Raw genomic sequence first — 25294 nt, 5'->3', positions numbered from 1 at the left:
ATCGGACGCACACCGCCCCTCGAGGACGTGGCCGGGAGGCGCGACGCACGTCGGACGCGCGCCCCGCCTCGCGGCCATGGTCGATGGCCCGATCACCAGGCGACGGCGCCGCTGCGATCGACGAACGTGCCGGTCGGGCCGTCGGCGCCGATCGTGGCCATGGCGACGATCGCGTCGGTGCCTTCCTCCACGGTCTGGTGACCGGAGTTGCCGTTGAGGTCGGTGGCGGTGTAGCCGGGGTCGACCACGTTGAAGCGCACCTCCGGGATCCACTTGGCGTAGATCGTCGTGAGCATGTTGAGCGCGGCCTTGCTCGCACTGTACGAGAGGGTCGGGATCTGCGCCTCGATCCGGGAGTCGTCGGCGCGGACGGCGAACGAGCCGAGGCCGCTCGAGACGTTCACGACGACGGGTGCCGTGGAACGACGGAGCAGCGGGAGGAACGCGTGGACGACCCGGACGGGGCCGACCGTGTTCGTGTCGAGCACCTGGGCGATCGCGGGCCCGTCCACCTCGTCGAGCGGTGCACGGCCTCCGGCGATGCCCGCGTTGTTGACGAGCACGTCGAGCGTGCCGAACCGCTCGGTGAACTCGGTGGCGGCCGTCGCGACCGACTCGTCGGAGGCGACGTCGATGGTGATCCAGTCCACGCCGAGCTCCGCTGCTGCCGATGCACCGCGCTCGGGGTCGCGGGATCCGATGACGACGGTGTGCCCGAGGTCGCGGAGTCGCTGCGCCGCCGTGTACCCGAGTCCCTTGTTGCCGCCGGTGATGAGTGTCGTTGTCATGGCTCCACCGTGCTCCTCCACAGCGGGGGCTACCAGGGAACCGTCAACAGTGTGACCGGCGGTACCACCCAGGGGACCGCGGTCGGTGGGACCATCGATGCATGACCGAACGAGGCGACTTCGCGACCCTGCTGCGCGCGTGGCGCGACCGGTTGCACCCGGCCGCGGCGGGCCTCCCTGCCGGTGCCGGGCGGCGGGCGGCTGGGTTGCGGCGTGAGGAACTGGCGGCCCTGGCCGGGGTGTCGGTCGATTACGTCGTGCGGTTGGAGCAGGGGCGGGCGGACCGGCCGTCGGCGCAGGTCGTCGCCGCGATCGCCCGCGCGCTGCAGGTGTCCGAGGGCGAGCGCGACCAGTTGTACGTGGCGGCCGGGCTCGCCGCTCCGTTACCGACGGTGGTCCCGACGTTCGTGCCACCGAGCGTGCAACGGCTGATCACGCGGATGCCGGACGCCGCCATCGCGGTGTGCAGTGCGGACTGGACGATCCTGACGACCAACGCGGCATGGGACGCGCTGCACGGCGCTCCTCCGGCGAGCGGGCCGGAGCGGAACGTCGTCCGGCGGCACTTCCTCGGCTCGCCGACCCGGCTGCTGCGCGAGGAGGGCGAGACCGAGCGGTTCGAGCAGGCGATCACGTCGGACCTGCGGACGACGACGGTGCGCTACCCGCAGGACCGGCAGCTGCAGGCGCTGATCGACGAACTCGTCGCCGGGAGTCCCCGGTTCGCCGAGCTGTGGGCGCAGGTCGGCGCCGCCCGACACCGGACGGAGCGGAAGACGATCCTGCACCCGACGGTCGGGCCGGTGCTGCTCGACTGCGACGTGCTCAGCGTGTCAGGCGAGGACCTGCACATCGTCACGAACACGGCCGAGCCGGGCACCGAGGACGCCTCGCGGTTCGACCTGATCCGGGCACTCGGGGCGACCGGGGCGGCACCGCTCGACCCCGCGGATTCGCCGCTCCTGCCCAGCTGAGTCGCCCGGCGGTCACGGTCCCGGTCGGTAGGGTGATGCGCTGTGCCCGCTGCTCTCCCCGATCCCGACCGCACCCGCCTCGCCGTCCTCGGTCAGCCGATCGACCACTCGCTCTCGCCGACGTTGCACGCGGCGGCGTACCAGGCCCTCGGTCTCGATCTGACGTACGAGCGGCACGAGGTCGGCTCCGGCGAGCTCGAGGCATTCGTCGGTGACCTGGACAGCTCGTGGCGCGGCCTGAGCCTGACGATGCCGCTCAAGCGCGAGGTCCTGCCCCTGCTCGATCGCACGACACCGCTCGTCGACGAGCTCGGCGTCGCGAACACCCTGCTCCTCCGGACCGAGGCCGGCCGCACCGTGCTCTCGGGGGCGAACACCGACGTCGACGGCATCGTCCGCCCGGTCGAGGCCCTGGGGCACGTGCCGGGTGCCGCGACGATCCTGGGCGGCGGAGCCACCGCGGCGAGCGCCTTGTTCGCGTCGCTCCGTCTCGGGGCGTCGTTCGTGCGCGTGTACCTGCGCGACACGACGAAGGCGAGCGAACTCGTGCTGCTCGCGACGCGGCTCGGTGTGACGCTCGAGGTGCACCCGCTGGCAGACCTGCCCGATGCTCCCGCGTCGGGGCTCGTCATCTCGACGCTGCCGGGCGGCGCCGCCGACACCCTGCAACTGCACCCGTCGGGCGACGACGCCGTCCTGTTCGACGTCGCGTACGACCCGTGGCCGTCGGTGGTCGCCGAGCGCTGGTCGGCAGCGGGCGGCCGGGTGCTCAACGGGCTCGACATGCTCGTCGAGCAGGCCATCGGTCAGATCCGGTTCTTCACGAGCGGGGACGCCGACCTGCTGCTGCCTGACGAGGCCCGCGTCCGCGATGCCATGCGGGCCTCGGTCGGGCTGTCGGCGATCAGCCCGCAAGCGCCTTCTTGACGGCGTCGATGTTGCTCTGCTGCCAGGCGATGTAGCCCTTGCCGGACGGCAGGGTCTCGGTGACGCCGACGACCGGCACGTGGTTGCTGCGCGCCGCGGACTTGACCTGCTCGGTCTCGGGGCTCGAGGTCTGGTCGTTGTAGGCGAGGAGCTTGACGGGGTCCTTGCCACTGAACAGCTGGAGCGTGTCGTTGAGCGCCGCGGGTGGCACGTCGTCGCCTTCCTCGATCGCCTCCGAGAAGTCCTGCGGGGTGACGTTGCGCAGCCCGATCGCGTCGAACAGGTAACCCGGCACCGGCTCGGTGTAGGCCACGCGGTCGCCGGCGTCCTGCTGCTTGAGCGCTGCCGTCTGCGCTTCGAGGCCCTGGAGCTGCTTGGTGACTCGTGCCGCGTTGGCCCGGAACGACCCCTTGTGCGTGGGCTGCTCCTGGCCGAGCTCGGTCGCCACGCGACTGACGAACCGGACCATGGTCGGGTAGCTGTAGAACACGTGCTCGTTGAAGTCGTCGTCGCCGGCCTTCTGGAGCCCGGACAGCTTGACGACGTCGATGAGGTCGGCCTTGGACTTCGTGGAGTCACGCAGGGTCTCCATGTACGAGTCGTACCCGCCGCCGTTCTCGATGAGCAGGTCCGCATGGGACACGGCGAGCTGGGTGCGGGGCGAGGCCTCGAACGAGTGCGGGTCCTGCGAGGGGTCGGACAGGATGCTCGTCACGTGGACGTGGGAGCCGCCGATCGTCGACACGAGGCCGCCGTACACGTTGGTCGACGCCACGACGTCGATCCGGCCGGAGGACCCGGAGCCACCGGAGGCGGACGACCCGGATCCGGACGTTCCACCCGCCCCTCCGGAACTCGAGCATCCGGTGAGACCGAGAGCGGCGGCGCCGGCGACGGCGGCGAGGGCGATGAGGGCGCGTTGACGCATGAGGGGTGGAGGTCCGTTCCGAGGCCGCTCGACAGGGGCGGGCGGCGGCGACCACGCTGCGCCCGCACCGCGACGCTATTCACTATCGATAATGATTGTCAATTCCGATGCACTGGGGAGGCGCGGCCCGCGCCTCCCCAGCGGCTCACGCCCCCCGGACGGTTCACGCCCCCCGCACGTCCCGCGCGAACGCGGCCGCCCGCTGCCGGAGGCTGACGATGCGCTCCTGCCGGGCCGCCTCGACGTCGAACCCGAGGTACGCCGGCGGCGGTGGGTTCCGCACGTTGGCCGAACACTGGAAGTCGGCGCAGACGAGCGTGCCGACGGTGTTGCCGTTCCGCCCCGAGGCCCCGCTCCGGCGCGCGCTGTAGAACAGCACGTCGTTCGGCAGGCGGACGTCCTGGCACCAGGCGCACTGCGGCCGGGTGCGGGTGCCGCCATCGGCCTGGCGGAACAGGATGCCGACGAGGGCGTCGCCGTCGGGGACGATCGCGTACGCCCGGCGTCCGATCTTCGGATCGCGCCAGCCGAGGTAATCGAGGGCGTCCCAGTCGAGGGCGTCGAACCCGCTGGGCAGGGTGATGTCGGAGACCTCCTTGCGCGAGGCGTTCACGAACGCGGCGCGGATGGCCTTCTCGGTGATGGGGAGCATGGGTGTGCCGTTCTCTCAGCCCGGGCGCGCAGGCGCCGGGCGGGTGTCATGGGGAGGAGGGCACAGCGGACGACGGTCACGACGACCGGGATCGATCCACTGCGCCGCCAGCCGGCATCCGCGGAAGCGGGGGCCGGGGCGGCCGTCACCTGACGTCGGCGGATGGACCGCCGGCGACCTCCTGCCATGACGAGTTGCGCACGCTCCTACGCTACCGCGCGCCGGACGTGGGCAGGACGTGCGCGCGCTCCCCACTCCTCCCGGACAGGCTGAGGAACTCGACCGCTTCCGGTCCCGCAGCCCCGGACCAGTGTGGGGTGCGGGTGTCGAACTCGGCCGCTTCACCGGGACCGAGCACCATGTCCTGGTCGCCGAGCACGAGGCGGAGTCGGCCGGTCAGGACGTACAGCCACTCGTGCCCGGGATGGGTCATGGGCTCGGGCACGGCCGGCGCGGCCCGTCCCGGCATGACGTGCTTGAACGCGGTGATCCCGACGGCCCCGCGTCCGAGCGGCAGGATCGTGTGGCCGTGGGCGCGGAACGGTCGGATGTGGATGCGCGGGTCGCCACTCGGCGGCGCTCCGACGAGCTCGTCGAGCGGCACCTGGTACTCGCGGGCGAGCGGGAGGAGCAGCTCGAGTGTGGGACGTCGCCCGCCCGACTCGAGCCGCGACAGCGTGCTCACGGACACCCCGGTGGCGGCGGACACCTGCGCGAGCGTCAGTCCGCGGTTGGTCCGGAGCTTCCGAAGCCGGCCACCGACCGCGTCGAGGGTGCGTTCCCACGTCTCGTCCATGGACCCACTTTGCCATTCCCGCAAGAACGATTGCCACTTCGGCGAGCACCGCACAAGCTGACGGTCGAACGAGGAGGAACGACATGCCCACACACACTGACCACGACGTCGTCGTCATCGGCGGCGGTGCGGCCGGCCTGAGCGCCGCGACGGCACTGGCGCGCTCGATGCGATCGGTGGTGGTCGTCGACGCGGGCGAGCCCCGGAACGCACGGGCGGGGGCCGCCCACAACGTCCTCGGCCGCGAGGGGACCGCACCGGCCGACCTCCTGCGCCTGGCTCGCGCGGACGCCGAGCGCTACGGCGTCCGCATCACCGTCGGACGAGCGACCACCGCTGCACGTCAGGGCGACCGCATCGCCGTCAGCCTCGAGGACGGCAGCCGACTCCGCGGCCGCCGTCTCGTCCTGGCGTCGGGCGCGGTCGACGAGCTCCCCGACGTGCCCGGACTGCGCGAGCGTTGGGGGCGCGACGTCGTGCACTGCCCCTACTGCCACGGTTGGGAGGTCCGGGGCCAGCGGATCGGCGTGCTCGGCTCCGGCGCGATGGCCGTCCACCAGGTGCTGCTCTTCCGGCAGCTCAGCGACGACGTGACGCTCTTCCGTCACACGATGCCCGAGCCCTCGGACGAGGAGTGGGAGCGGTTGGCGGCTCGGGGCATCCGCGTCGTCGAGGGTCCGGTCGCTCGGGTGCTCGTCGACGACGACCGGTTGACGGCCGTCGAACTCGACGACGGGCATGTGTTCCCCCTCGACGCGGTGGCCGTGCAGACGCGGGTGGTCGCCCGAGCGGACGTGTTCGAGCACCTCGGCGGCGAGGTCGCCGAGCATCCGAGCGGCATGGGCCGACACGTCCCCGCCGACCCGACCGGTCGGACTGCGCTGCCCGGCGTGTGGGCGACCGGGAACGTGACGGACATCGGCGCGCAGGTCATGAGCTCCGCCGCCGCGGGCGTGATGGCCGGCGCGGCGGTCAACATGGACCTCATCGAGGAGCAGACGGCCGCGGCGGTGCGAGCGCGGCAGGAGCCGTTCTCGCCCGAGGCCGAGCGCGAGGTCACCGAGCGGGTGCTCGGCGCTCGCCGACACGGGTTCGAGCCGCCGCGGGACTGAGCCTGACGCCAGCGCGGGACCGAGCCTGACGCCAGCGCGGGACCGAGCCTGACGCCAGGGCTGCGCATGCGGACGACGAGTGCGCACGCGGCCGCATGCCCGGTTGTCGTCCGCATGCGCACCCGACCTGCGTCAGCGCCCCATCCCCAGTGCCGCGACGATGCGCTCCCGCCCGAACGCCCACGCCGCCTCGACGTCCCCGCCGAGCTCGAAGCGCCCGTTGAGTTCCATGCCGACGAACCCCACCACCCAGGCCGTGAGGGTCCGCGCCGCCTCGAGCGCGTGCTCCTCGCCGGCGAGCTCGCCCCCGAACCGCACCACGGCGACACTGGCCGCAGCGCCGAACTCCGGCCGGGCAGCGGAGACGCCCGCGCCCGGCGTCATGACGAGCTGGAACGCGGCGGGTCGCTCGTGCCCGAACGTCCGGAACACGTCGACGACCTCGGCGGCAGTGGTCGCGGACTCCATCCGCCCCGCGAGGTCCGACAGGGTCGCCTCGGCCACGAGCTGGATCAGGTGGTCGCGGCTCGACACCCGCTTGTACAAGGAGGGCGCCCGCACCCCGACCCGCAGCGCGACGGACTGCATGGTGAGACCGGCCAGCCCGTCGTGCTCGAGCAGGTCACGGGCGGCGGTCACGATCGCGTCGAGGGAGGTGCGTTCCGGCGTGGGCATGTCCATCAGCATAGCTATTGACGGTAGCCATCATGGCTAAGTACAGTAGCCATCATGGAACTGGCACCGAACCTCCACCGCATCGGCAACGACATCGTCGCCGCGTACCTCGTCGTGGCGCCCGAGGGCATCACCGTCATCGACGCCGGCCTCCCCGGGTCGTGGCACGACCTGGTCGCCGAACTCGCCTCGATGGGTCGCTCGCTCGAGGACGTGCGCGGCGTCGTCCTGACCCACGGCGACTCCGACCACGTCGGGTTCGCCGAACGCCTGCGCCGTGAGCGCGGCGTCCCCGTGTACGTCCACGCCGCCGACGCCGCGCGGGCCAAGGGCGGCGACAAGCCGAAGGCCGGCAAGCAGTCGATGCGCCTCGGCCCCCTGCTCGGATTCGTCGGCTACTCGATGCGCAAGGGCGGGCTCCGGACGAACTGGCTCACCGAGGTGGTCGAGGTGCACGGCGGCGAGACCCTCGACCTCCCCGGCGCCCCGCGGATCATCAGCACGCCGGGGCACTCGCCGGGCAGCATCGCCGTGTTCGTCCCGGCCGTCGACGCCGTGTTCGTCGGCGACGGCCTGACGACCCGGCATGTCCTCACCGGCCGCACGGGTCCCGCGCCCGCGCCGTTCACCGACGAGCCCGAGCAGGCGGTCCGGTCGCTCCGCGCCCTGGTCGACACGAACGCCCACTGGGTGCTCCCCGGTCACGGTGCCCCGTGGAGCGGCGGCGTCGCCGCGGCGGTCCAGGCCGTCGAGCACGCCGACTGACCCCCTGCCGGGAGGGACCGACGACCGGGAGGGGCCCGGCCACCGGGAGGCACCGGCGACCGGGAGGAACCGGCGTCAGCTCGTCACACCGTCCACGTAGAACCAGCGCCCGGCCTCGCGCACGAACGCGCTGTCCTCGTGCAGCTCGCCCCGCTCCGAGGGCGTCCGCCACCACGCGCGGAACTCGACGGTCCCGCTCGTGTCGAACGGGCCTCCCGAGCTGGTCCCGAGGACGTCGAGTCGCGTCCACCGCATCATCGGGTCGAGCTCGAGGCTCGTCGGCCGCGTCCGCGGGTGCCACGACGTCAACAGGTACTCCGGCATGGTGAGCGCGAACGCCGTGAACCGCGAGCGCATGAGCCGCTCGGCCGTGGGCGCGGCCGCTCCCGCGTGCAGGGGGCCGCAGCACTCTGCGTACGGATTGCCGCTCAGGCAGGGGCATCGTTCCGCTGACATGTCCTCAGCGTAGGACCGCGACGCCGGCTCGCCACCGGCCCGGGAGGCCCGACCCCTCCCCGCCGCATGCGTGACGTCCGCATCGACCCCACCACCGGCCCGCGAGGACCGCCGCACCCCGCGACCGCGTTTACGGTTGGTCCATGAGCACTCCCCTGATGATCCGACGCGCCACGCTCGAGGACGCCGCGACCGTCGCGGACCTCGTCGAACGTGCCTACCGCGGCGAGGCGAGCCGCGAGGGCTGGACGAGTGAGGTCGACGTCATCGGCGGTCGCCGTACCGACACGGAGCAGATCCGCGCGCTCATCGCTGCGCCCGACTCGGTCGTGTTCGTCGGCGTCGACGAGGGCCGGATCATCGCGACCTGCCAGGTCCAGCGGCATGGCCCGGGCCTCGCGTACTTCGGCACCTTCGCGGTCGAGCCGACGATCCAGGGCAGGGGCCTGGGACGACGGATGATGGAGGCCGCCGCCGAGCACGCCCGCACGACGTTCGATGCCGCCGCGCTCGAGATCACGGTCGTCGCGCAGCAGTCGGCACTCATCGCCTGGTACCGACGCCTCGGGTTCGTGCCGACCGGCGCGACCCGGCCGTTCCCAGCCGAGGCCTGGGGCGCGACGCCGCTCGTGCCGGACGTGCACTTCGTCGTGATGCGGAAGCCGCTGAGCGACCGCGATGAGGTCGACACCGAGGACGTGGACCGGGTCGGCTGACACGAGCAGCCCGTCCGATCAGGGACAATGGCTCACGCGACGGATGAGACCGCCGCACGATCCCGCCCCGAGGAGGCGCCGTGCCCCGACTGACGATGGACGAGCTCGAGGGTTGGATCTCGGAGTTCCGGGCGGGGTCGTCGCACCTGCTTTCGAGCCCGCAGGCGGTCGACATGTCGTGGGACCAGGCGACCATCGACACCGCGCTCATCGTCATGCACCTGGAGACCAGTGGCACCGAGGTCTACCTGCAGCGCGAGATCGGTGTCTCGCCGGAGTGGACGGTGACGTTCGAGCGCCGTGAGAACGACGCCCGGGTCTCGGCCGAGCAGGTGCTGACCCTGGCGGCCGAGGTGAGCGCGATCGGCCACCTGTGCTCCTACCTGACGCTCAAGACGTCGGAGCACCTGCAGCGGCACGCGGCAGCGCAGTAGCCCACGGACGACGGAGGCCGCCGCGGGTGATCAGGATCACCCACGGCGGCCTCCAGGTCGCCGGTCGCCGCGTCAGCGGAGACGCAGGTGGCGGCGGCGTCGGTACCCGATGAGCGCGACGATCCCGCCGAGCCCGAGCAGGCCGATGCCCGTGATCGCAGCGGGTCGGGCGTCCGAGCCGGTGTAGGCGAGGGCGTTCGCCCCGGTGCCGTCACCGCCACGGTCGCCGGTCAGCAGCGCAGCGCCGGTGCCTGCACCGGTCGCGCCGGTCCCGGTGGCCGCCGCAGCCACGTAGCGGAAGCCCGTGGCGCCGCTCGTGCCACCGGTCGTCGTGACGGTGATCGTCGTGGCTCCCGGGTCGCAGGCCGGCGTCGTGAACACCAGCCGGGTGCCGGCAGCGTTCACCGTCACGTCCGCAGCGGGGATGGTCGTCCCGCAGATCGTGACGCTGGTCCCGCCGGGCACGAAGCCGGTTCCGCTCACGGTGACCGTCGTGCCTCCCGCGGTCGATCCCTGCCCGGGGTCGGTGCCCGTGACGGTGGGTGCGGCGCGGTAGGTGTAGCCGTCATCGTCACGGGCTGCACCGGCCGGATCGGTCAGGACGACGTCGACCGGGCCGGCGGCACCGGCGGGCGTGGTGACGGTGACGCTGGTGTCGGTCGGCGTGCCCACGACCGTCGCCGGGACGCCACCGAACGTGACGCCGGTGACGTCACCGAGCCCGGTACCCGAGACGACCACGGTCTGGCCGCCGGAGGTCGGACCGGACGCGGGGGTCACACCGGTGATCGTCGGCGCACCGGCGGTGACGTAGAGGAACTGGTCCGGCGCGGCGACCGTCGTGCCACCGGGGAACCCGACGACGACGTCGGCGAGGCCGGCACCCGGCGGCGTCGTGACGACGATCTGCGTGCCGTCAGCGGAGACGGAGCGGACGGTGCCGGCCGTTCCGCCGAACGTGACGCCGGTCGCGTTCTGGAGGCCCGTTCCCCTGATGGTGACGGACGTCCCGCCCGCAGCGGGGCCCTGGTCCGGCGTGATCCCGGTCACGGTCGGCGCGACGTACGTGTAGCCGAGCCGGGCGGTCCCGTTCGGGTCGCTGACGACCACGGTGGTCGGGCCCGCGGCGCCGACCGGCGTGACGGCGGTCAGGGAGTTCCCGTCGGCGGCGACCTGGACGTTCGTCGCCCGGGTCCCGCCGAAGGTCACGGTGGTGTCGGGCGTGAACCCGGTGCCGGTGATGGTGACCGTCTGGCCTCCGGTGGTCGGCCCGGTCGCGGGCGTGATCCTGGTCGCGGTGACCGGGATCGGCGCGGTGGGCGTCTCGCAGGTCGCGTTCGCGAGGACGACCGTCGCGACGGTCTCGTTGACCAGCGGAACACCGGCGACGGTGCCGTTCAGCGTCGCGACCGCGCGGACGGCCGTGCCCGTCGCGGTGGTCCCGGTGGTCGTCTGGACGCGGCTCGCCTGGACCGTCAGGGTCGCACCGGCGAGCGTTCCGGTGAGGTCCGCGCTCACCGTCGCGGTCGGCGTGGCGGCGTTCAGTGTCACCGCACGGCCGAGCAGGGTCAGGCCGACCAGGTCCGCGGCGCTCGTCGGCGTCCCGCCCACCGGGCACGTCGCCGTCGCGGTCGCCGCGTCCGCGGTGAGCACGCTCTGCCCGAACAGCGCCACGTTCGCACCCGCGATCCGCGAGGACGCGGTGGACCGCGTCGCGTTGCTGCTCGCCGAGGTCGTCACCGCCCCGACGGTGATGTCCGCGGCCGCCACGTCGGCCAGCGTCGAGCCGTCCGCGTCGGTGAAGGCGCGGTCACCTGATCCCGTGACCGCGACGTCACCGACGGCCGCGTTGACGTCCAGCGTGGCCACGCCTGCGACATCCGCGTCCGCGACGGCACTGATGCCGACCGCCGACGCATCCCCCGGTGCCGCTGACGCCGGTCCTGCGACGACGAGGGCACCCCCAACCACCAGTCCCGCGGACAAGCCGACCGCGGACAACCGCATTCCCACGCTCCGTCGCATGGCGCCCCCTTCACGAGCTGTTCTGCCTGCGCACGCTAGGCCCGGGGGTGGCGGGTACGTTCGCTCCAACACTGGGGTTTGACAACCACTCACGAACAGGAGTACGACGTCCCGGCACGTGGAACGCCCGGCCCCCGCATCGGGGACCGGGCGTTCGGCGCTGCTCGCCGACGATCAGTCGACGAGCGAGAGCGTGACCTCGACGTTGCCGCGCGTCGCGTCCGAGTACGGGCACACCTGGTGCGCGGCCTCGGCGACCTCCTGCCGACGGTCCGCCGGCACGTTCGGGGCGTAGATGTCGAGCTCGACGGCCAGGCCGAACCCGCCCTCGCCGTTGTCGCCGATGCTCACGCTGGCCGACACGGAGGCGTCAGTGGTGTCGACGCCGAGTCGCTTGCCGACCAAGTGGTAGGCACCGAGGAAGCAGGCCGAGTACCCGGCGGCGAACAGCTGCTCGGGGTTGGTGCCCTCGCCGTTGCCACCCATCTCCGTGGGCGGGCGGGTGTCGAAGTCGAGGCGGTCGTCCTCGCTCCGGACGTGTCCGTCGCGACCGCCGCCCGTGGCGTGGGCGATCGCGGTGTACGTGATGTCAAGGGTCATGGACCCCACCTCACACCACGGGACTGGACGGTCGCTGACGTGTATCCGGTGGACGCACACCGCAAGGAGCGGCCACGATGTGATGGTGAGCAGCGTTGCCCAGTTCAGTTCGTCCGCCGATGCCTTCGTGGCCGTCGTCGCGCAGGTCCCCCACGACGCGTGGGAGCGACCGGCACTGGGCGAGTGGACCGTGCGGAGCCTGGTCGGGCACACCACGCGCGCGCTCCTGACGGTCGAGCAGTACCTGCACCTCGAGCCCCCGGCCGAGGTGACGATCCCGACCGCGGCGCTGTACTACGCCACCGTCTACGAGCAGTTCACGGACTCGAACGCCGTGACGCAGCGCGGGATCGCTGCGGGGATCTGGCTCGGGGACGAGCAGCTCCTGCGGATCACGGACGCCCTGGCCCGCGCGAAGGCCGCGATCGAGGCGGCTCCCCCGGACCGTGCCGTGTCGATCGGCGGGATGGGGATCCCGCTCGAGGAGTACCTGCGTACGCGGGTGTTCGAGCTCGTCGTGCACACGATCGACCTCGCACGCGCGATCGAGGTGCCGTGCGCGCCCCCGCCGGACGCGGTGGAGTCGTGCGCGGTCCTGGCCGTGTCGGCCGGCAACGCGCGCGGCGACGGCGAGGCGGTCCTCCTGGCCCTGACCGGGCGCGGGTCGCTCCCGGACGGGTTCTCGGTGGTCTGACCGCGCCGGAACGGCGCGCTCCGGGTGCCGCGGGGACACGACCGGGAGGCCCGACCCGGCGACTCAGCGTCGGCGTCGGCCCTCGGCCGATCCGTGGGACGGCTCCCGGTCCTCCCGGCTGTCGCGGCGGAGCACGAGCGACAGGGCCGCACCGAGCAGTCCGGCGACGATGAGCACGATCGGCACGGAGATCGGTGCGTGCGTCGGCGCCGCGATGACGAGCAGCACCAGCCCGAGCACGACGAACCCGATGGAGGCGATGAGCACGTTCCGGCGCGTCGCACGACGGGCGTTGGCGCGGTTCGGTGCGGCGAGCAGGTCGGGATCGTGGAGGACACCGCCGTCGCCCGGCCGCGCCACCGACACGGCGGATGCCTGCGCGGTCCGAGGGGTGGGAGAGGCGAGGAGCCCGGCGATCGACGGACCGCTCGGGGCGAGTTCGGCGTCGAGGTCGTCGTCGTCCTCCTCGGGCACGGGGACGACGAGCGCGGCCTCGCCGGCGTGGCCGGCCTCGGCGCGCTCGGATTCCTCGCGGATGGCGATGGCGCGCTCGGCCTCGGCCGCCTGCTCCGCCTCGTCGAGGTGGTGCGCGGAGGGACGACGGACGTCGGGGTGTTCGTTGGTCACGAGGCGGGTACCTCTCGGGATCGTGGACGGCACGTCGGGGTCCGCGCCGGTACCAGCACATCAGGAACGTGCCGGATGCGCGAGCATATGACACCGATCTGGTAGCGCGCTGCCCTTGTCCGGTGAGCGCGCCCAGACTCGGGCACACTGGCTGCGCTCGGGCACACTGGTCGCATGTGTGGCAGATTCGTCGTCTCCGACACCACCGCTGACCTGTTGCCCGAGCTCGTGGGTGAGCTCGCGTCCCGCACCGAGCACGTCGACGAGGACACGGGCGTCGTCAGCACCGGACTCGTCGAGAACTACAACATCGCCCCGACGGACGACGTGCAGGCGGTCCGGCAGTTCCGCGGCGAGCGGGCGATGCCCGACGTGCACTGGGGGTTCGTGCCGTCGTGGGCCAAGGACTTCCGGAAGCAGCGGCCCCAGCCGATCAACGCCCGGATCGAGACCGTCGCGACCTCGGGCATGTTCCGCACGGCGTTCGCGGGCAACCGCTGCATCGTCCCGGCGCAGGGGTACTACGAGTGGGTCCTGACCGAGACCGGCAAGGAGCCCCACTACATCCACCAGCCCGACGGCGCCCTGGCGATGGCAGGCGTCGTGAGCGCCTGGCCGGACCCGACCAAGCCCGAGGGCGACCCGGACAAGTGGCGCCTGTCGATGGCGATCATCACCCGCGACGCCCACGTCGCCCCCGGCGAGGTCCACGACCGCATGCCCGCGTTCCTGACCCCGGACAGCTACGACGCCTGGCTCGACGACACCCTGTCGCCCGACCAGCTCCTGGCGCTGCTCGACCGCGAATCGCACGAGGTCGCGCACGACCTGGTGCAGTACGAGGTCTCCCGCGCGGTGAACAGCGTGCGGAACGCCGGGCCGCAGCTCATCGAGCCGGTCGCGTAGCCCACCGTCACCGGGTGAGCGCCACCACCACGAGCACCACGACCACCACCGCGAGCGCGGCGACGAGCACCCACTGCCACCAGCGGAACTTGGCGCGGCCGTTCGAGCCGCGCGGGCGGATGGGTGAGCTGGGTCGTGAGCGCGGTCTGGCGGACATGCGCGAACCCTAGGCGCGATGCATGTGCGCACGCCGGTCCGGGGAGACGGAACCGTTCAGGCCGTGGTGGGGGCGCCTCCAGGATGGGCCGTCGGCCGCCCGGTAGCGTTGCTCGGCATGACAGCACGACGCCCGTTCGTGGTGGGGGCCGCCGCCGTGCTCCTGGGCGTGTACGCGCTCGCGAGTGGCGCGTTCGTGCTCATCGGCGGTGCCGCGCGGCAGCGGCTCGAAGCAGACGCGGTCCGCGTCCTGCTCGCCGTGCAGTCGGTCGGGCACGGGACGCTCCAGCTCGACCGCGGGTTCGTCGCCGCGATGGCCGTGTCGCTCGTCGTGGCGCCGCTGCCGATCGCCGCCCGGGTGCTCCTGCCCCGCCTGGGTGCCCGCGCCGCGTGGGCCCTGGCCGCCGTGGTCGTCCTGCTCGTCGTCGTGCTGGGTGCCGCGCTGCGGCTGCTGTCCGGCACCCACGCGATCTCCGTGGCGCTGGGCTGCGTCGTCGGCCTGGCGTTCGGGGTCCTCGTGGACCTGGCGGCGCGGTCGCTCGCCGCCCTGCGCGGCCACGAGACCGAGGGGCCCACGGGCCGGAGCCGATGGATCGCCCTCGCCCTGATGGTCCTGTACGTCGTGGCCGTCATGCTCATCGCGTTCCACGGCTCCCCCGTCGACGCCGGCAGCGACGGGTTCCTGTTCCGGGTGCTCGACTGGTTACACCGGCACGGCACGCCGCAGTGGATCGGCTACGCCGCCGTCGAGTTCACGGCGAACATCGTGTACTTCGTGCCGCTCGGGATCCTCGTCGCCCTGCTCATCGGCGTCCGGCGCTGGTGGCTCCCGGTGGCCATCGGGTTCGTGGCGAGTGCGTTCATCGAGGTCGTGCAATCGGTGCTCCTGCCCGAGCGGACCGGCTCCGTCGACGACGTCCTGTCGAACACGGCCGGGGCGTTGCTCGGGACCCTGGTGGGCATCGTCGTCCTGGCGCGGTTGCGGCGGCGGGCCGCGGTGCGGCAGCTCGGCTGAACCGCTGGGCGCGCGCCTCCGCCTGCGTTCGCCGACGTCGGCTCACCGTCCGAGAACGACGAAGCCCCCGAGCCAGCAGGCTCGGGGGCTTCGGCGTGGTGCTGGGTGTCAGACGTTCTTGCGCTGACGACGCGTGGCCGCCGTGACGCCGACGAGCGCGCCACCGAGGACGACCGCGCCACCGGCGCTCCAGACCAGGAGGGTCGGGACGGTCGAACCCGTGAAGGCGAGGCCGGTGCCGGTGCTGGTCGCGGTGACCGTGGCGCCCGTGCCCGTGGCGGCCGCCGGAACGACGGTGAGGGCCGTGGTCGCGATGTTGCCGGACGTGACACCGGTCGCGGTGACCTCGTAGGTGCCCGAGGCACCGCGGGGCAGCGTGATGGGAGCGTTGAGCGAGCCGGTTGCGGACGCCTGGCGGACCGCGGTGACGGTCTGCGTCGGCAGCGCGCCGATCGTGACGGCACCAGCACCCGTGACGGAGATGGTGACGTTCTCCGAGTCGGCGAACGAGCCCGGCGCGAAGTTGATGATGGTCGTACCACCGGCGACGACAGAGCCCGACACACTGACGTTGCTGGCGGGCACGTAGCCCTCGGCGTTGGCTGCCATCGGAGCGGCCATGACGGCTGCGCCGGCGAGCACCAGCGCCGCGATTGTCTTCTTCATGAGTGATCCCCTAGTTCGAACGCGACGGCGGCCTGACCTCTCGCAGGACGCTCGATTAGCGAAGTTCCATCAAACTATCGGCTTTCACAGGTGACGTCCACGGGTCGTGTAACAGTTTGGTGAACGCCCGGGGTCGATTCGGCCGCGACCGTGTGGCCCGCTGCCGCCTTCGGCCCGAGGAACTGCACCGTCAGCGTGGTGCTTTGCCCTGGTGAGAGCAGAGTTGGGATCTGCACGACCGGGTACGTGCCGTCGAGCGCAGTCTGGGGGCTGGCCGCCTTGCCGTCCTGTGACGCGCTCAGGAACACCCCCGTTCTGGGGGCGTAGATCGCGACGTTCGTTCCGACGTTGCCCGGCGACACGCCGAAGCCCCCACCACCGGTCACATACCGGGGAAGGCTCGTGGCGGCGTCCGCGGGCGCCGTGTTCTTCAGGGTGACCTGCACGGTCCAGGTCGGGCGACCATCGGCGCGGCAGACCTTGCTCCCCACGGCGATCTGCTTCGTGAGGTAGTAGTCCATCTTCGCGCCGGTGGCGTCGTTGAGGTAGACGCCGAACTTCGCGGTAGAAGCGGAACTGCGCGGCAGCGAGCCCGAGATCGCGGTCGGCGCGAGGATCAGCTGCTCAGCCGGATCGGCACTCCACAGTTTGAGGCGGCCTTCGCCCGCCCCCTTGGCGAGCGCCGAGACCAGGGAGCTTGGGTCGAATCGACCACTTGAAACCTTCGCGAACACGTCGGCCGCGGCACCAGCGAAGAAGGCGTCTTGCTCCGCATTGTCGGGGTATCGCGCATACACCTCACTGAGCAGGAGTGACACCGCATTCGACGACGTGAGCGTGTCCCCGGTCGGGAGCGTGACGGGCCCCGTCGCCTTCAGGATGTAGCTCAGGGTCACGGGGTCAATGGACAGGACGCCGTCGACGTCTTGGCCATACTTCTGCTTCCACATAGCTCGCGCGAGCTTCGAGGAGCTCGAGAACCGCGGCGTGAGCGTGACGTCTTGGATGTACTCGCCCGTGATCGAGCCGTACAGTCCTTGCGTCTCGACCGGCAGCGGCAGCACCGGTGACGGCGCCTTCGTGAAGTCCGAGGATGACGCTTGACCTTCCAAGGAGATCGACCCGTTGTCCGCCCTCAAGAGCGCGATGGCGCCCGAGATCCCGCCGCCAGCGCGGAGTTCGGCGTTGTTCTCGAAGAGCAGCAGATACTGCTTCGAACCATGCGCCCCGAGCATCGAGGGTGCGAGCTGCACGGCACGGTTCGCCACTCCGGCTTCTCCGGCAACCGACTGCAGGGTGGACCGCAACTGGTTCACCGCCGATTCGACTGGAGACACCGTGTCCGCCGTGTCGATGGCCTCGGCGTCCCGCTGAGCCCGCTGCAGCGTCGTCGCTGCTCTGGCCACCGGCGCTTGTGCTCGCTCCAACGGAGCGAGGTCGACACGGCCGTCGACGGGCCTCAACGACGATGTGTTGAAGCTCGAGAGCACCGGTGCGATCGGCTGCACCGCGTTCGAGGCGACGTCATCAACGATGCCCGCCACTTGCCGCACCACCCGGAGGTTCCCGCCGATTAGTGGCGTGTACTCGAAGGTCCGCCAGATGGGGTCGCTCGTAAGCGAACGTGCACCACCCGCGCGCTGCTCGAGCTCCTTCGCCAACTGTTGCGCCCGAGTCCCATCGCCGGAACTGACGTCGTGTTTGAGTTGCGTGACCAGCGACACCGATGCCTCGAGGTCCCGTTTCGCGAGGTAGGCACGGACGCCGACCCACGCGACTGCGGCGACGAAGAGCAACACGATGACAAGCGCGATCCAGACGACGCGCCGGCGTCCCCGAGAGTCCCCAGCCCGCACCACCTGTCGCGACTCCGGCAGGTCGGACATGCTTGTAGCGTAGAGGACGAAGCCAGCGCCTGACTCACAATCTGTCGACTTGTCGGAAGTTCAGCCTTCAACCGGACGACTGTCGTCAAACTCAGATGGTTCTCCACGCCGGGCGTCAAGGGGACAAGGGGGTCGCGCGGGGTCGCCAGCTTCTCGGGGGCTGACGACAAAACCAGCGGGATCGAGCCGTTGTTCCCGCCTAGCAGTGAGATCGGGTCCGGGACGTTCCTGCTGGCGCGCCATTCCGCATCATCACTCAGAGTACGTGAACGAATCTCCAGTTCGCCCAGACCGTGCCCGACGAAACCATTAGAGCCGCGTCGCTAGGACCGTGCCCGGAAAAACGTCTGCGGCTGTTGAATGAGTTGTCGCCCAGTCTGGACTGGCGCAACGGGTTATTTCCGGACTGAAACGGAACCTGGCCGATCCCGAAACCCACGCCAGAAGCAGGGCCACCCGAACGCAATTCGGCACCGCAAAGGATATGGCTGCGACGCTGACCAGCACCAAGTTGCCTTTTGGCGGAGGCTCATATGCAAAGTTCAGGCCGTGCGTGCGGGACGCGTCTATGCCCGGCTTTCTTCGGGAGGAGGCCGTCACGCTGCCTCAGCAAACCCTCGTCCTCGTCAATCGGCCGCACGCTGCCTCGATTGTTACGGAAGTGGACCACCCCTGCCCAGCGCTCCGTCCAGCAGACCGCGTACCATCAACATTGCGCGAGCCGGGTCGCGGAATAGGCAGGTGAACGTAGAGAGTACCGCACTGAACGACTCGCCGACGCGCCACGAATACGAACCAATGCCACCTCGCGCCATCAAAATCGTATTTCTCTTCAGGTAATAGTCCCGGTCCGCCGACGCATGATGGTACACGGTCGCACCAGTGAGCATGCTCGAGCTAGCCGAGTCACCCAGAGTATGCGACATCGTAATATCTAGGAACTGCACAAGAGAGTAACCCTGGCTCCGCGCCCTCATACCCCATTCACGATCCACATGGTCGATGAAGAAGTCCTCCCGAAAGCCTCCAATCGCCTCATAGGCGGCAACACGCATTATTGTTCCGGAAGCAAGTAGGAACGGTGCCTCGTAATCCGAATCGAGCACTGGAGAGTGCCTCACGAGCGAGGTCCGATAACGTCCCTCGCGGTAGATCAACGATTGCCCGGTCCGATAATCAACCGCCGTGCACCCCACCGCAGCGATGGTGGTGGATGTAACGAAGGCGTCCGCTGCTCGAGCGAAGAGTAGCCGAAGGAAGGCCGCGTCAACACCGCTATCTTGATCCAGCAGGAGGACGCGTTCGAATCCTTGCTTAGCAGCGCTTCTCAAACCCCGGTTATGACCCCACGCAATACCCCGGTTGATTCCATCTCCGAGATAATGAACTCCCGCTTGGGACGCCGCTGCGCGGGCAACAGCAGCCCCCCCGCCTGACGAATTATCAACCACAAACGTCGGAATACCAGCCTTCTGCAGTTCGCCAAGTAGGACCCGGATGACTTCAGCTGAGGGCTCGTATGTCACGACGATCGCTGCGCCGTCGATCCGTTCCGTCTCAACCATCAGCAAGCTCCCGTATCCGACGGAGTAGGGCATCGCGAGATAATCGGGCTGCTTCCCGTGGCAGTCGAGCGACCCGCTCCACCTCGGGTGGGGACGGGCGACAAATTGAAGCATTCTCCAGAGCTGACGCTATCGCCGCTGGATCACCGGGCGCCACTTGTATCAGGAGTGGACCCATCAACTCCTGCAACTCGCTCAGCGCCAGCGACTCGCGCGTCAGTACTCTTCGCCCTGATGCCAACCCCTGCACCACCTTGTTAGCTACGACCTCACCTGCCTTAGGTGATGTGCCGAAGACGCCAAGGACAATATCCGAATCCGCAATCAGCATTGCGAGTCGGGACTCCGGAATATCCGGAATAAACTCGACCCTCAGCTTGCCGTCCGCTGCTCGAAGCCGGTCGATTGCTGCAGACCGCTGGCCCTCAGTGCCGCCAACAAACCTAAAGCTGAACCGTTCGGGGTTAGCAACTCGTCTTGCTGCTTCGAATACATACTCAAGGCCATGCAGAGGAATGTAGTTTCCGTAATACAGTACCTCGAGGCGCTCTGAAGCGGAAGGCGGCCCAGGAACCGCCCACACTGGCGGCTCGACAGCAACCGGAATCACACGACGCGCCGACTTGTAGCGCTCAGTAAATCGGGCTGCCCGCGGAGGGGTATCTGTGAAAGCCTGATCGGCGAGTCGAAGCGCCAGCCAATCGAGGAACCAAAGCAGACGAGCCTTAATAGACCCGTGAGCTACCCTCCCATAGTCCTCCACCCTCGTCTCGTACATCCCGACGAAGAAATCGACTATCAAGGGAACCCGCAATACCCGAGAGACCAACCATGCCAATGCCCCGAATTGCACCGAGAACTCCGACAGGATCACCACTGAAGGCGCGGGACGGACAAGCAGAGACCGGGTGATCAGACGGAGTGTCTTCGCCACATAACTACCAGTACCCGTCTCGACGATTGCTACGCGCCAGCCGTCAGCCTCGAGGGCCTGACGAATTGCACGGTTCCGCGGGTAAGAAGAATCATGAACTGCTAGATAGGCTGCAACAGGCGTACCCGACGTCCGATTCACGTTACCACCCCCAGCTGCGAACTTATCACCTGAGTTGGATTTCGAGCGATTTCACGCCGGCTTTCTAGGAACGCCGCCGAGAGCCAAAATAACAAACCGACGTCTCCCTGAATAGTAGGAGCCGAAGCTTCGGCGACCACAAGCAGGACCACAAGCACGATCGCAACGCTGTACGCGGTGTCCTCAATGCGACCAGTGGCTGCGCCCAGCGCCTTGATCAGCGCCCACCCGATGGCAACAAGGAATGTGACGCCACCCAGCAATCCCAGATCGAGGAATGCGGCTAGGTAGCCGTTGTCGACGACGGTGCTCTGGTCGGTGCTCCCTCCCGGTCCCAACCCGAGACTGAATACCGCGCGCAGCAGCTCCGAGGACAAGAGGTGAACGCGCGCCTCTAGGGACGTGTCCGAATGGAGTCCAGTCAGGCTGAAGCGAGCCGAGAGTCGCGGGTCGATCCTCCCAAGCACAAGCGGTAGCGCCGCGTATACGACAGGAATCGGCGCAAGAACAAGCAACGCAAGAGGGCCTTTGCGAAACAGGGCGTAAATCATTATGGCCATGAGTAGTGCAAAGACACTTGTCCTCACGGAAGTCAACAACAACGGCACCGCCACAAACGCGACAACCAGACCACTTACCCACCACGGCGCCTTCCCCCTCACAAGCAGCCAGCAGCATATCACCAAAGCGAGAAGAGTCGCATAACCGAGGGGGGACGACGACGTGCCAAACAAACGGAACTCGCCCTTTGCTGCAACTCCGAAACTCGACACCACACTCGCTCTGCTCGATAACCAGCTGAGATCCCAACGCGGCGGGGCGAAGTATTGCACGTAACCGTAGGCGGCCGCGAGTACTCCCGCCGTCCGAATATGCCCGATCGCACGCCTGAAGCTCAACGTTAGTTCTTGTGGCCCAAGTACAAGAACGGCCAGCATCGGTATCACAAATTGCACAAAGCCGAGCGCCACCGTCGTCGCCTGGGCCCCCTGCATCAGACCGAGCACTGTCGTGATTAGCGCTACGAGAGTCAGAACGACCTGGAATTTCGCGCTCGTGCGCAATTTGCGTGACGATCCAAGCCGCCTCAGGATCAACGGAAGTAGGACAACTGTCGGGACCAGAATCAACGGATCGTTTGGCGTGTACCCGTCGGCGCCGCCTAGCACGCGCCGGAAGACCGAAACGAAGAACAATGCCCATATTGAAAAAGGGATGGCGGTCGACGGCCGAACGTAAATTAACACAAAGGCAAAGGAACCCGCGATGGCAACTAAGACGTACTTAAGGCCGAGGCCCACTTCGCAGGCGACGACCACGAGTGCTGCAGTCGCCAGGGCGCCTAGCAGCCAAACCACGGCGTCACCCGCCATCTCCCTAACGCGGGACACGAGTTGGCTCCAAGTCAGGACGGATCTCGCGGTAAACCCCCAGGACGTCTCGATTTACCCGTTCGACTGAGTAATAATCGAGCCCCTCCAGCGAACGCGAAGCAAGGGACAGCAGTTTGCCGCGGTCGTACGCGAATTCGTCTAGTGCTACCGAGATGCCGCCCGGATCCGCCGGCGCCACTGCTCGTCCTGCCCGCGGTCGAAGCATCGACTTCATGTCCCCTACAGCCGTGTAAAGGATTGGTGCACCGACCATCCTGGCTTCGGTGAGCACTAGGGCCCCGCCCTCCGCGTGACTCACCAGTGCGAACAGGTCGGCCGAAGCAATCCAAGGCGCGGGATCTGATTGGAAGCCGACAAAATGAACTCGAGCTGCGATATCGAGCCGCTCCGCTTCTACCTCTAGCTCGCGTCGGTAGGGTCCCTCACCCACAATGTATAAGTGCCAAGACGCCCGTGATTTGGCTACTGCCCTGATGAGATCCTGCACTCCTTTCCGCTCGTGCAGGCCGCAGACAGTCGCGACGGAGGGAGACACGAGCTCCACTGCCATATTGCTCTCCCCGTAGCGCGGGCTGTTCACCACGCCATTGACTACCACCCGTGTTCTCCCTCGACCGGTGTCGCCTGAGGCCGAGAGCAAAATTGATCGCCGCGGTAAGATCCGGCCTAAGAAAGAAGCTTTCTGCCAGGGGTTGTGTAAGGTATGGATGATGGGCTGGCGAGAAAGGCTGAAAGTAAGCACCAGCGCCGCGAGCGTGTGCGTATGAATAATACGCGGTTTTGCTCTAGCCATCCGACGGAGCGCCGCGATTATCCGCCACCATTGCCCAGGCGACCGCCAGCTGTCCAAGGGCAGTGCCAGGTGAAGGACCCCGTAGGAACTGAGCAGCTCGCTCCACTCCCCGCCGGCGCTCATCACCCCGACCGAGTAGCCGTCCTTCGCCTGTGCTATGGCGAGATCAACCACGGCATTTACGATACCATTTCCAACTCGACGAACGTGCGGCACAACGTGGACCACATCTAATCTCGTTGCCATTGCTCTACGTTCAGTTCGACGGACCACCCAGTGCGACCTTCCGATAGAAATTCTCGAGAACGCTGGCGACTTGCTCGTCGGTGGGAACCTGTGTTTCCCGAGCGCCCCGCCGTATCTCCTCTAGCAGGGCCGGATCCCCGACCAGCAGCCTCAGCGCTGCCGCGAGTGCTTCCGAATCGCGAGGACGCACCTTCAGCCCGTTCACGCGATCGTTCACCCACTCCGCTGGCCCACCCTCGTCCGCCACAAGGAGTGCCTTCCCGAGCGCCAGATATTGCAGTACGTTTTGACCTAGCGGCTCCGGGCGGACCGAGTACTGGACGCAAATGTCTAAACTGCGAGCGGCAATCAGCGGATCGTCGACATGTCCTGTTAACTGCACCCGATGCTGCACCCCAAGCTCCGCCGCTAGTTCGCGAAGCTCCTTCTCGAACTGCTCGCCTCCGAAGGACGTACCGCCAACGAGACGCAAGACGGAGTCCTCAGCCGGGAATGCCGACGCGAACGCTCGTATAAGGAGGTCTTGGCCTTTCCATGGGGCCAACCGTGCAATCATCCCGACAACCAGCGGTCGGCTCGCTTCCTGGAGCACCTTCGGATGAAGCTCGGGCCCCGACCACCCGATCGGGCTGGGGGCCACAACGGTCGCGGTGCTCGTTCGCAAAAAGGGTCGAGCCGTAACGAGTGTGGCCTCGGAGTTGGAAACAACCCCGGCCGCAACCGGTAGGACAAGACGCGTCATGGCGAAGTAGCCGAACGTGCCGAGGAAGGGTTTCTCCACGCGGTCGCGAAGATGAACCACGAGCGGAACGCGGCGCGCCATTGCAACGAGGGCGCCGTACAACGCGTTCCTGGACGAGTTCGCGATCAGGAGACTAGCAGCTTTGACCTCACGGTCAAGAAGCAGGTCGAGTGCCGTAGCCACAACTCTCACCGCAAGTCCGAGCGCCTTGAGAGGTGACGACGATGCACCAGCGCCGTGTCCAGGACCCCGCCAAAGCGCACGCCCCGGGAATGCCTCGAGTAGTGACGTGTACAGTGATTGTGCGCCATGAAGGTTTCGGGGAAGTTGTATTCGCCAATTCCACGGAGCTGATGCCAACGTGCGGATGAGGGCAAGCTCCGCACCCCCGGGATCAGCAGTGTGGCTAAGGTGTACAAAAAGCGCCCTTTCAGGATCCCCCTCAGTGAACCAGCGGCTCGCCCTCCTAATCATCCTCACACACCCTCGGTCTTCCCGGAAGCCGATCTCCCGCCCGTCGCGAGTCCGACAAATTGGACAGCGAGAACGGCGGCCTCGCCGATGACAATCGCCATTGCGCCCCCGCTCGCCCCGTACCTGGCAGGAAGTAGGAGCAGCAGAGGAAGGGAGACGATTGCGCCAACTATCGCGCTAGCTGCCAGCCAGCTACGGCGCCCGCTCAGCACAAGCCCGATCGTGCCCGTAGTTTGCGATACGGCAGTGAGCAGAAGTGTGCCGGCCGTGAATACCACCAGACCAAACCTGAGATCGATCGCTCCCCCGCTGAGGATTTGACCAACTGGGCGCGCCAGAGATGCATAGACGATCGCAACGAGCAACCCCCAGAGCGCTGCAGTCACTAGGCTCGAGCGATCACGGGTTCGCCGTGAGACTCGGTCCCTTGCTGAAGCAACCCACCCCTGTAGCGTCTGAGTCATCGGAGCGATGACTAGCCGTGCGATCCTCGCGAGCCTGTCAGCGAGCGCGAATGCGACGACCGAACCCGGCGCCGAATAGGCGATGATCACAACCGGCAGCGTGAGATAGGCGCTACCGAACAGGGCGGTAGCGGTCCCGTAGAACTGTGCCCGCACGCCTCCACTGTCCGACACGCCCGACCGCCGATGCCAGACCTGCCAACCGACGAGCCGCCGGGTGGTTAGGGCGACCGGCACAATCGCCCCCAGGACCTGCGCCACAGCGAACAGGGCAACCGAGTGTGTCGGCAAGGTAAGGACAGCGCCGACCACCGAAAGCGTGGTTCGGGGGAGCGTGTCGAGCAGTAGTAGTGATCGAGGCGCGGAGGTTCCGTAGAAATACCACTGTCCTCCGAGACCCGCCAGCGCAGCCGCCACGGCGATCAGCCCAACCGAGAAGCTTTCTTGATCCCGTTGCAGAGCAGCCAAGGCGAAACACGCGATAGAGACCGGCACCGCGACCGCAAGACGCACCAACACCGATAGCCGGTAGTATTCCAGCTGATCTTCACCGTCAAGAGTGCCCACTTCTGCAGGTCCCGACACACCCCAGCCAAGGTTGATTAAAATCGCGCCTACGGCCCCGGTCGCTTGGGCGACGGCGACCCCCGCCCAGGTCGAAGCGCCGACCGCATGGATGAGTACGGGAATGACGACCGCGCCAGCGACAGTTGTCAGCACAGTCGAGCTCAAGAAGCCACCGA

General features: G+C 68.5%; 27 protein-coding genes. 9 read left to right on the top strand and 18 right to left on the bottom strand.

The window, feature by feature from the left end; all coding sequences use genetic code 11:
• Positions 1 to 92 precede the first annotated feature (92 nt).
• The gene (locus DEI88_RS02985) at positions 93 to 788 is read right to left on the bottom strand and encodes an SDR family NAD(P)-dependent oxidoreductase (protein ID WP_111012305.1); all 696 of its coding nucleotides are present in this window, start codon (positions 786 to 788) and stop codon (positions 93 to 95) included.
• A 101-nt stretch (positions 789 to 889) separates the two neighbouring features.
• On the opposite strand from DEI88_RS02985, the gene DEI88_RS02980 reads away from it, so the two are divergent.
• The gene (locus tag DEI88_RS02980) at positions 890 to 1762 is read left to right on the top strand and encodes a helix-turn-helix transcriptional regulator (protein ID WP_111035485.1); all 873 of its coding nucleotides are present in this window, start codon (positions 890 to 892) and stop codon (positions 1760 to 1762) included.
• A 42-nt stretch (positions 1763 to 1804) separates the two neighbouring features.
• On the top strand, positions 1805 to 2689 hold the full coding sequence (locus DEI88_RS02975) for a shikimate dehydrogenase family protein (RefSeq protein WP_111035484.1): 885 nt from the start codon (positions 1805 to 1807) through the stop codon (positions 2687 to 2689).
• Here DEI88_RS02975 and DEI88_RS02970 read toward each other — a convergent pair.
• From DEI88_RS02970 to DEI88_RS02960, 3 genes are all read right to left on the bottom strand, one after another.
• The gene (locus tag DEI88_RS02970; protein ID WP_111035483.1) at positions 2667 to 3617 is read right to left on the bottom strand and encodes a metal ABC transporter solute-binding protein, Zn/Mn family; all 951 of its coding nucleotides are present in this window, start codon (positions 3615 to 3617) and stop codon (positions 2667 to 2669) included. The two genes, DEI88_RS02975 and DEI88_RS02970, sit on opposite strands and share 23 nt — an antisense overlap.
• Positions 3618 to 3780: 163 nt before the next feature.
• Positions 3781 to 4269, bottom strand: a complete 489-nt coding sequence (locus DEI88_RS02965; protein WP_111072726.1) for an FBP domain-containing protein — start codon at positions 4267 to 4269, stop codon at positions 3781 to 3783.
• Positions 4270 to 4480: 211 nt separating this feature from the next.
• Entirely contained in the window at positions 4481 to 5065 is a 585-nt protein-coding gene (locus DEI88_RS02960; protein WP_111072725.1) for a helix-turn-helix domain-containing protein, read from the bottom strand.
• 83 nt (positions 5066 to 5148) lie between these two features.
• Here DEI88_RS02960 and DEI88_RS02955 point away from each other — a divergent pair, with 83 nt between their 5' ends.
• Positions 5149 to 6177, top strand: a complete 1029-nt coding sequence (locus tag DEI88_RS02955) for an NAD(P)/FAD-dependent oxidoreductase (protein ID WP_111072724.1) — start codon at positions 5149 to 5151, stop codon at positions 6175 to 6177.
• 132 nt (positions 6178 to 6309) lie between these two features.
• Here the strand turns inward: DEI88_RS02955 and DEI88_RS02950 are convergent, their stop codons facing one another.
• Positions 6310 to 6852, bottom strand: coding sequence for a TetR/AcrR family transcriptional regulator (locus DEI88_RS02950; protein WP_111035606.1), 543 nt, complete (start codon positions 6850 to 6852; stop codon positions 6310 to 6312).
• A gap of 54 nt (positions 6853 to 6906) precedes the next feature.
• On the opposite strand from DEI88_RS02950, the gene DEI88_RS02945 reads away from it, so the two are divergent.
• Positions 6907 to 7617 (top strand): MBL fold metallo-hydrolase, encoded by a 711-nt coding sequence (locus DEI88_RS02945; RefSeq protein ID WP_111035481.1) that lies wholly within the window; start codon positions 6907 to 6909, stop codon positions 7615 to 7617.
• Positions 7618 to 7692: 75 nt separating this feature from the next.
• Here the strand turns inward: DEI88_RS02945 and DEI88_RS02940 are convergent, their stop codons facing one another.
• Positions 7693 to 8073: a YchJ family protein gene (locus DEI88_RS02940; protein WP_111011280.1), complete on the bottom strand. Its 381-nt coding sequence runs from the start codon at positions 8071 to 8073 to the stop codon at positions 7693 to 7695.
• Positions 8074 to 8216: 143 nt separating this feature from the next.
• Between DEI88_RS02940 and DEI88_RS02935 the strand changes: the two genes are divergently transcribed.
• Together DEI88_RS02935 and DEI88_RS02930 are read left to right on the top strand one after the other, a co-directional pair.
• Positions 8217 to 8789: a GNAT family N-acetyltransferase gene (locus DEI88_RS02935; RefSeq protein WP_220037211.1), complete on the top strand. Its 573-nt coding sequence runs from the start codon at positions 8217 to 8219 to the stop codon at positions 8787 to 8789.
• An 80-nt stretch (positions 8790 to 8869) separates the two neighbouring features.
• The gene (locus DEI88_RS02930) at positions 8870 to 9223 is read left to right on the top strand and encodes a hypothetical protein (RefSeq protein WP_111048921.1); all 354 of its coding nucleotides are present in this window, start codon (positions 8870 to 8872) and stop codon (positions 9221 to 9223) included.
• Between the two features lie 72 nt (positions 9224 to 9295).
• On the opposite strand, the gene DEI88_RS02925 is transcribed toward DEI88_RS02930, so the two are convergent.
• Both DEI88_RS02925 and DEI88_RS02920 read right to left on the bottom strand, forming a co-directional pair.
• On the bottom strand, positions 9296 to 11092 hold the full coding sequence (locus DEI88_RS02925) for an IPT/TIG domain-containing protein (RefSeq protein ID WP_181441290.1): 1797 nt from the start codon (positions 11090 to 11092) through the stop codon (positions 9296 to 9298).
• A gap of 330 nt (positions 11093 to 11422) precedes the next feature.
• On the bottom strand, positions 11423 to 11848 hold the full coding sequence (locus DEI88_RS02920) for an organic hydroperoxide resistance protein (RefSeq protein ID WP_111035479.1): 426 nt from the start codon (positions 11846 to 11848) through the stop codon (positions 11423 to 11425).
• 85 nt (positions 11849 to 11933) lie between these two features.
• On the opposite strand from DEI88_RS02920, the gene DEI88_RS02915 reads away from it, so the two are divergent.
• Complete coding sequence (locus DEI88_RS02915; RefSeq protein WP_181434613.1) at positions 11934 to 12542, top strand: maleylpyruvate isomerase family mycothiol-dependent enzyme; 609 nt, start codon at positions 11934 to 11936, stop codon at positions 12540 to 12542.
• 63 nt (positions 12543 to 12605) lie between these two features.
• On the opposite strand, the gene DEI88_RS02910 is transcribed toward DEI88_RS02915, so the two are convergent.
• Complete coding sequence (locus DEI88_RS02910) at positions 12606 to 13169, bottom strand: DUF3040 domain-containing protein (protein WP_111011288.1); 564 nt, start codon at positions 13167 to 13169, stop codon at positions 12606 to 12608.
• 174 nt (positions 13170 to 13343) lie between these two features.
• Here DEI88_RS02910 and DEI88_RS02905 point away from each other — a divergent pair, with 174 nt between their 5' ends.
• Positions 13344 to 14075 (top strand): SOS response-associated peptidase, encoded by a 732-nt coding sequence (locus DEI88_RS02905; RefSeq protein WP_111035477.1) that lies wholly within the window; start codon positions 13344 to 13346, stop codon positions 14073 to 14075.
• A 7-nt stretch (positions 14076 to 14082) separates the two neighbouring features.
• Here DEI88_RS02905 and DEI88_RS02900 read toward each other — a convergent pair whose 3' ends face one another.
• Positions 14083 to 14232: a hypothetical protein gene (locus DEI88_RS02900; RefSeq protein WP_181435049.1), complete on the bottom strand. Its 150-nt coding sequence runs from the start codon at positions 14230 to 14232 to the stop codon at positions 14083 to 14085.
• 117 nt (positions 14233 to 14349) lie between these two features.
• Between DEI88_RS02900 and DEI88_RS02895 the strand changes: the two genes are divergently transcribed.
• Positions 14350 to 15246 carry a VanZ family protein gene (locus DEI88_RS02895; RefSeq protein WP_146242787.1) on the top strand — a complete coding sequence of 299 codons (897 nt, stop codon included), beginning with the start codon at positions 14350 to 14352 and terminating at the stop codon, positions 15244 to 15246.
• A gap of 108 nt (positions 15247 to 15354) precedes the next feature.
• Here DEI88_RS02895 and DEI88_RS02890 read toward each other — a convergent pair whose 3' ends face one another.
• The 8 genes from DEI88_RS02890 to DEI88_RS02860 form a co-directional block, all read right to left on the bottom strand.
• Entirely contained in the window at positions 15355 to 15912 is a 558-nt protein-coding gene (locus DEI88_RS02890; protein ID WP_111027196.1) for a sortase, read from the bottom strand.
• A gap of 74 nt (positions 15913 to 15986) precedes the next feature.
• Positions 15987 to 17798, bottom strand: a complete 1812-nt coding sequence (locus DEI88_RS02885; RefSeq protein ID WP_111035475.1) for a DUF4012 domain-containing protein — start codon at positions 17796 to 17798, stop codon at positions 15987 to 15989.
• A 653-nt stretch (positions 17799 to 18451) separates the two neighbouring features.
• Positions 18452 to 19396: a glycosyltransferase family protein gene (locus DEI88_RS02880; protein WP_181435048.1), complete on the bottom strand. Its 945-nt coding sequence runs from the start codon at positions 19394 to 19396 to the stop codon at positions 18452 to 18454.
• On the bottom strand, positions 19356 to 20141 hold the full coding sequence (locus tag DEI88_RS16445; RefSeq protein ID WP_502866985.1) for a glycosyltransferase: 786 nt from the start codon (positions 20139 to 20141) through the stop codon (positions 19356 to 19358). The genes DEI88_RS02880 and DEI88_RS16445 overlap by 41 nt, the downstream gene beginning before the upstream one ends.
• A gap of 293 nt (positions 20142 to 20434) precedes the next feature.
• Complete coding sequence (locus tag DEI88_RS02875) at positions 20435 to 21829, bottom strand: O-antigen ligase family protein (RefSeq protein ID WP_111072721.1); 1395 nt, start codon at positions 21827 to 21829, stop codon at positions 20435 to 20437.
• Positions 21816 to 22871: a glycosyltransferase gene (locus DEI88_RS02870; protein WP_111035472.1), complete on the bottom strand. Its 1056-nt coding sequence runs from the start codon at positions 22869 to 22871 to the stop codon at positions 21816 to 21818. Before DEI88_RS02870 ends, DEI88_RS02875 begins: the two co-directional genes overlap by 14 nt.
• 10 nt (positions 22872 to 22881) lie before the next feature.
• Complete coding sequence (locus DEI88_RS02865) at positions 22882 to 23796, bottom strand: glycosyltransferase (protein WP_181435046.1); 915 nt, start codon at positions 23794 to 23796, stop codon at positions 22882 to 22884.
• Positions 23797 to 24089: 293 nt separating this feature from the next.
• Complete coding sequence (locus tag DEI88_RS02860; protein ID WP_284183585.1) at positions 24090 to 25283, bottom strand: lipopolysaccharide biosynthesis protein; 1194 nt, start codon at positions 25281 to 25283, stop codon at positions 24090 to 24092.
• Between the last annotated feature and the right edge of the window lie 11 nt (positions 25284 to 25294).

Origin of the sequence: Curtobacterium sp. MCBD17_003 (assembly GCF_003234885.2) — a bacterium.
GTDB lineage: Bacteria > Actinomycetota > Actinomycetes > Actinomycetales > Microbacteriaceae > Curtobacterium.
Note: the sequence above shows the minus strand (reverse complement) of the source record. Positions and strands in the feature narration are given on the sequence as shown.

Bases quoted from the DNA above. Each gene is read 5' to 3' on its own strand.
- DEI88_RS02985 (WP_111012305.1), bottom strand. From the start codon at position 788: ATGACAACGACACTCATCACCGGCGGCAACAAGGGACTCGGGTACACG.
- DEI88_RS02980 (WP_111035485.1), top strand. From the start codon at position 890: ATGACCGAACGAGGCGACTTCGCGACCCTGCTGCGCGCGTGGCGCGAC.
- DEI88_RS02970 (WP_111035483.1), bottom strand. From the start codon at position 3,617: ATGCGTCAACGCGCCCTCATCGCCCTCGCCGCCGTCGCCGGCGCCGCC.
- DEI88_RS02965 (WP_111072726.1), bottom strand. From the start codon at position 4,269: ATGCTCCCCATCACCGAGAAGGCCATCCGCGCCGCGTTCGTGAACGCC.
- DEI88_RS02960 (WP_111072725.1), bottom strand. From the start codon at position 5,065: ATGGACGAGACGTGGGAACGCACCCTCGACGCGGTCGGTGGCCGGCTT.
- DEI88_RS02955 (WP_111072724.1), top strand. From the start codon at position 5,149: ATGCCCACACACACTGACCACGACGTCGTCGTCATCGGCGGCGGTGCG.
- DEI88_RS02950 (WP_111035606.1), bottom strand. From the start codon at position 6,852: ATGCCCACGCCGGAACGCACCTCCCTCGACGCGATCGTGACCGCCGCC.
- DEI88_RS02945 (WP_111035481.1), top strand. From the start codon at position 6,907: ATGGAACTGGCACCGAACCTCCACCGCATCGGCAACGACATCGTCGCC.
- DEI88_RS02940 (WP_111011280.1), bottom strand. From the start codon at position 8,073: ATGTCAGCGGAACGATGCCCCTGCCTGAGCGGCAATCCGTACGCAGAG.
- DEI88_RS02935 (WP_220037211.1), top strand. From the start codon at position 8,217: ATGAGCACTCCCCTGATGATCCGACGCGCCACGCTCGAGGACGCCGCG.
- DEI88_RS02920 (WP_111035479.1), bottom strand. From the start codon at position 11,848: ATGACCCTTGACATCACGTACACCGCGATCGCCCACGCCACGGGCGGC.
- DEI88_RS02905 (WP_111035477.1), top strand. From the start codon at position 13,344: ATGTGTGGCAGATTCGTCGTCTCCGACACCACCGCTGACCTGTTGCCC.
- DEI88_RS02900 (WP_181435049.1), bottom strand. From the start codon at position 14,232: ATGTCCGCCAGACCGCGCTCACGACCCAGCTCACCCATCCGCCCGCGC.
- DEI88_RS02895 (WP_146242787.1), top strand. From the start codon at position 14,350: ATGACAGCACGACGCCCGTTCGTGGTGGGGGCCGCCGCCGTGCTCCTG.
- DEI88_RS02890 (WP_111027196.1), bottom strand. From the start codon at position 15,912: ATGAAGAAGACAATCGCGGCGCTGGTGCTCGCCGGCGCAGCCGTCATG.
- DEI88_RS02885 (WP_111035475.1), bottom strand. From the start codon at position 17,798: ATGTCCGACCTGCCGGAGTCGCGACAGGTGGTGCGGGCTGGGGACTCT.
- DEI88_RS02880 (WP_181435048.1), bottom strand. From the start codon at position 19,396: ATGCCCTACTCCGTCGGATACGGGAGCTTGCTGATGGTTGAGACGGAA.
- DEI88_RS16445 (WP_502866985.1), bottom strand. From the start codon at position 20,141: ATGTACGAGACGAGGGTGGAGGACTATGGGAGGGTAGCTCACGGGTCT.
- DEI88_RS02870 (WP_111035472.1), bottom strand. From the start codon at position 22,871: ATGGCAACGAGATTAGATGTGGTCCACGTTGTGCCGCACGTTCGTCGA.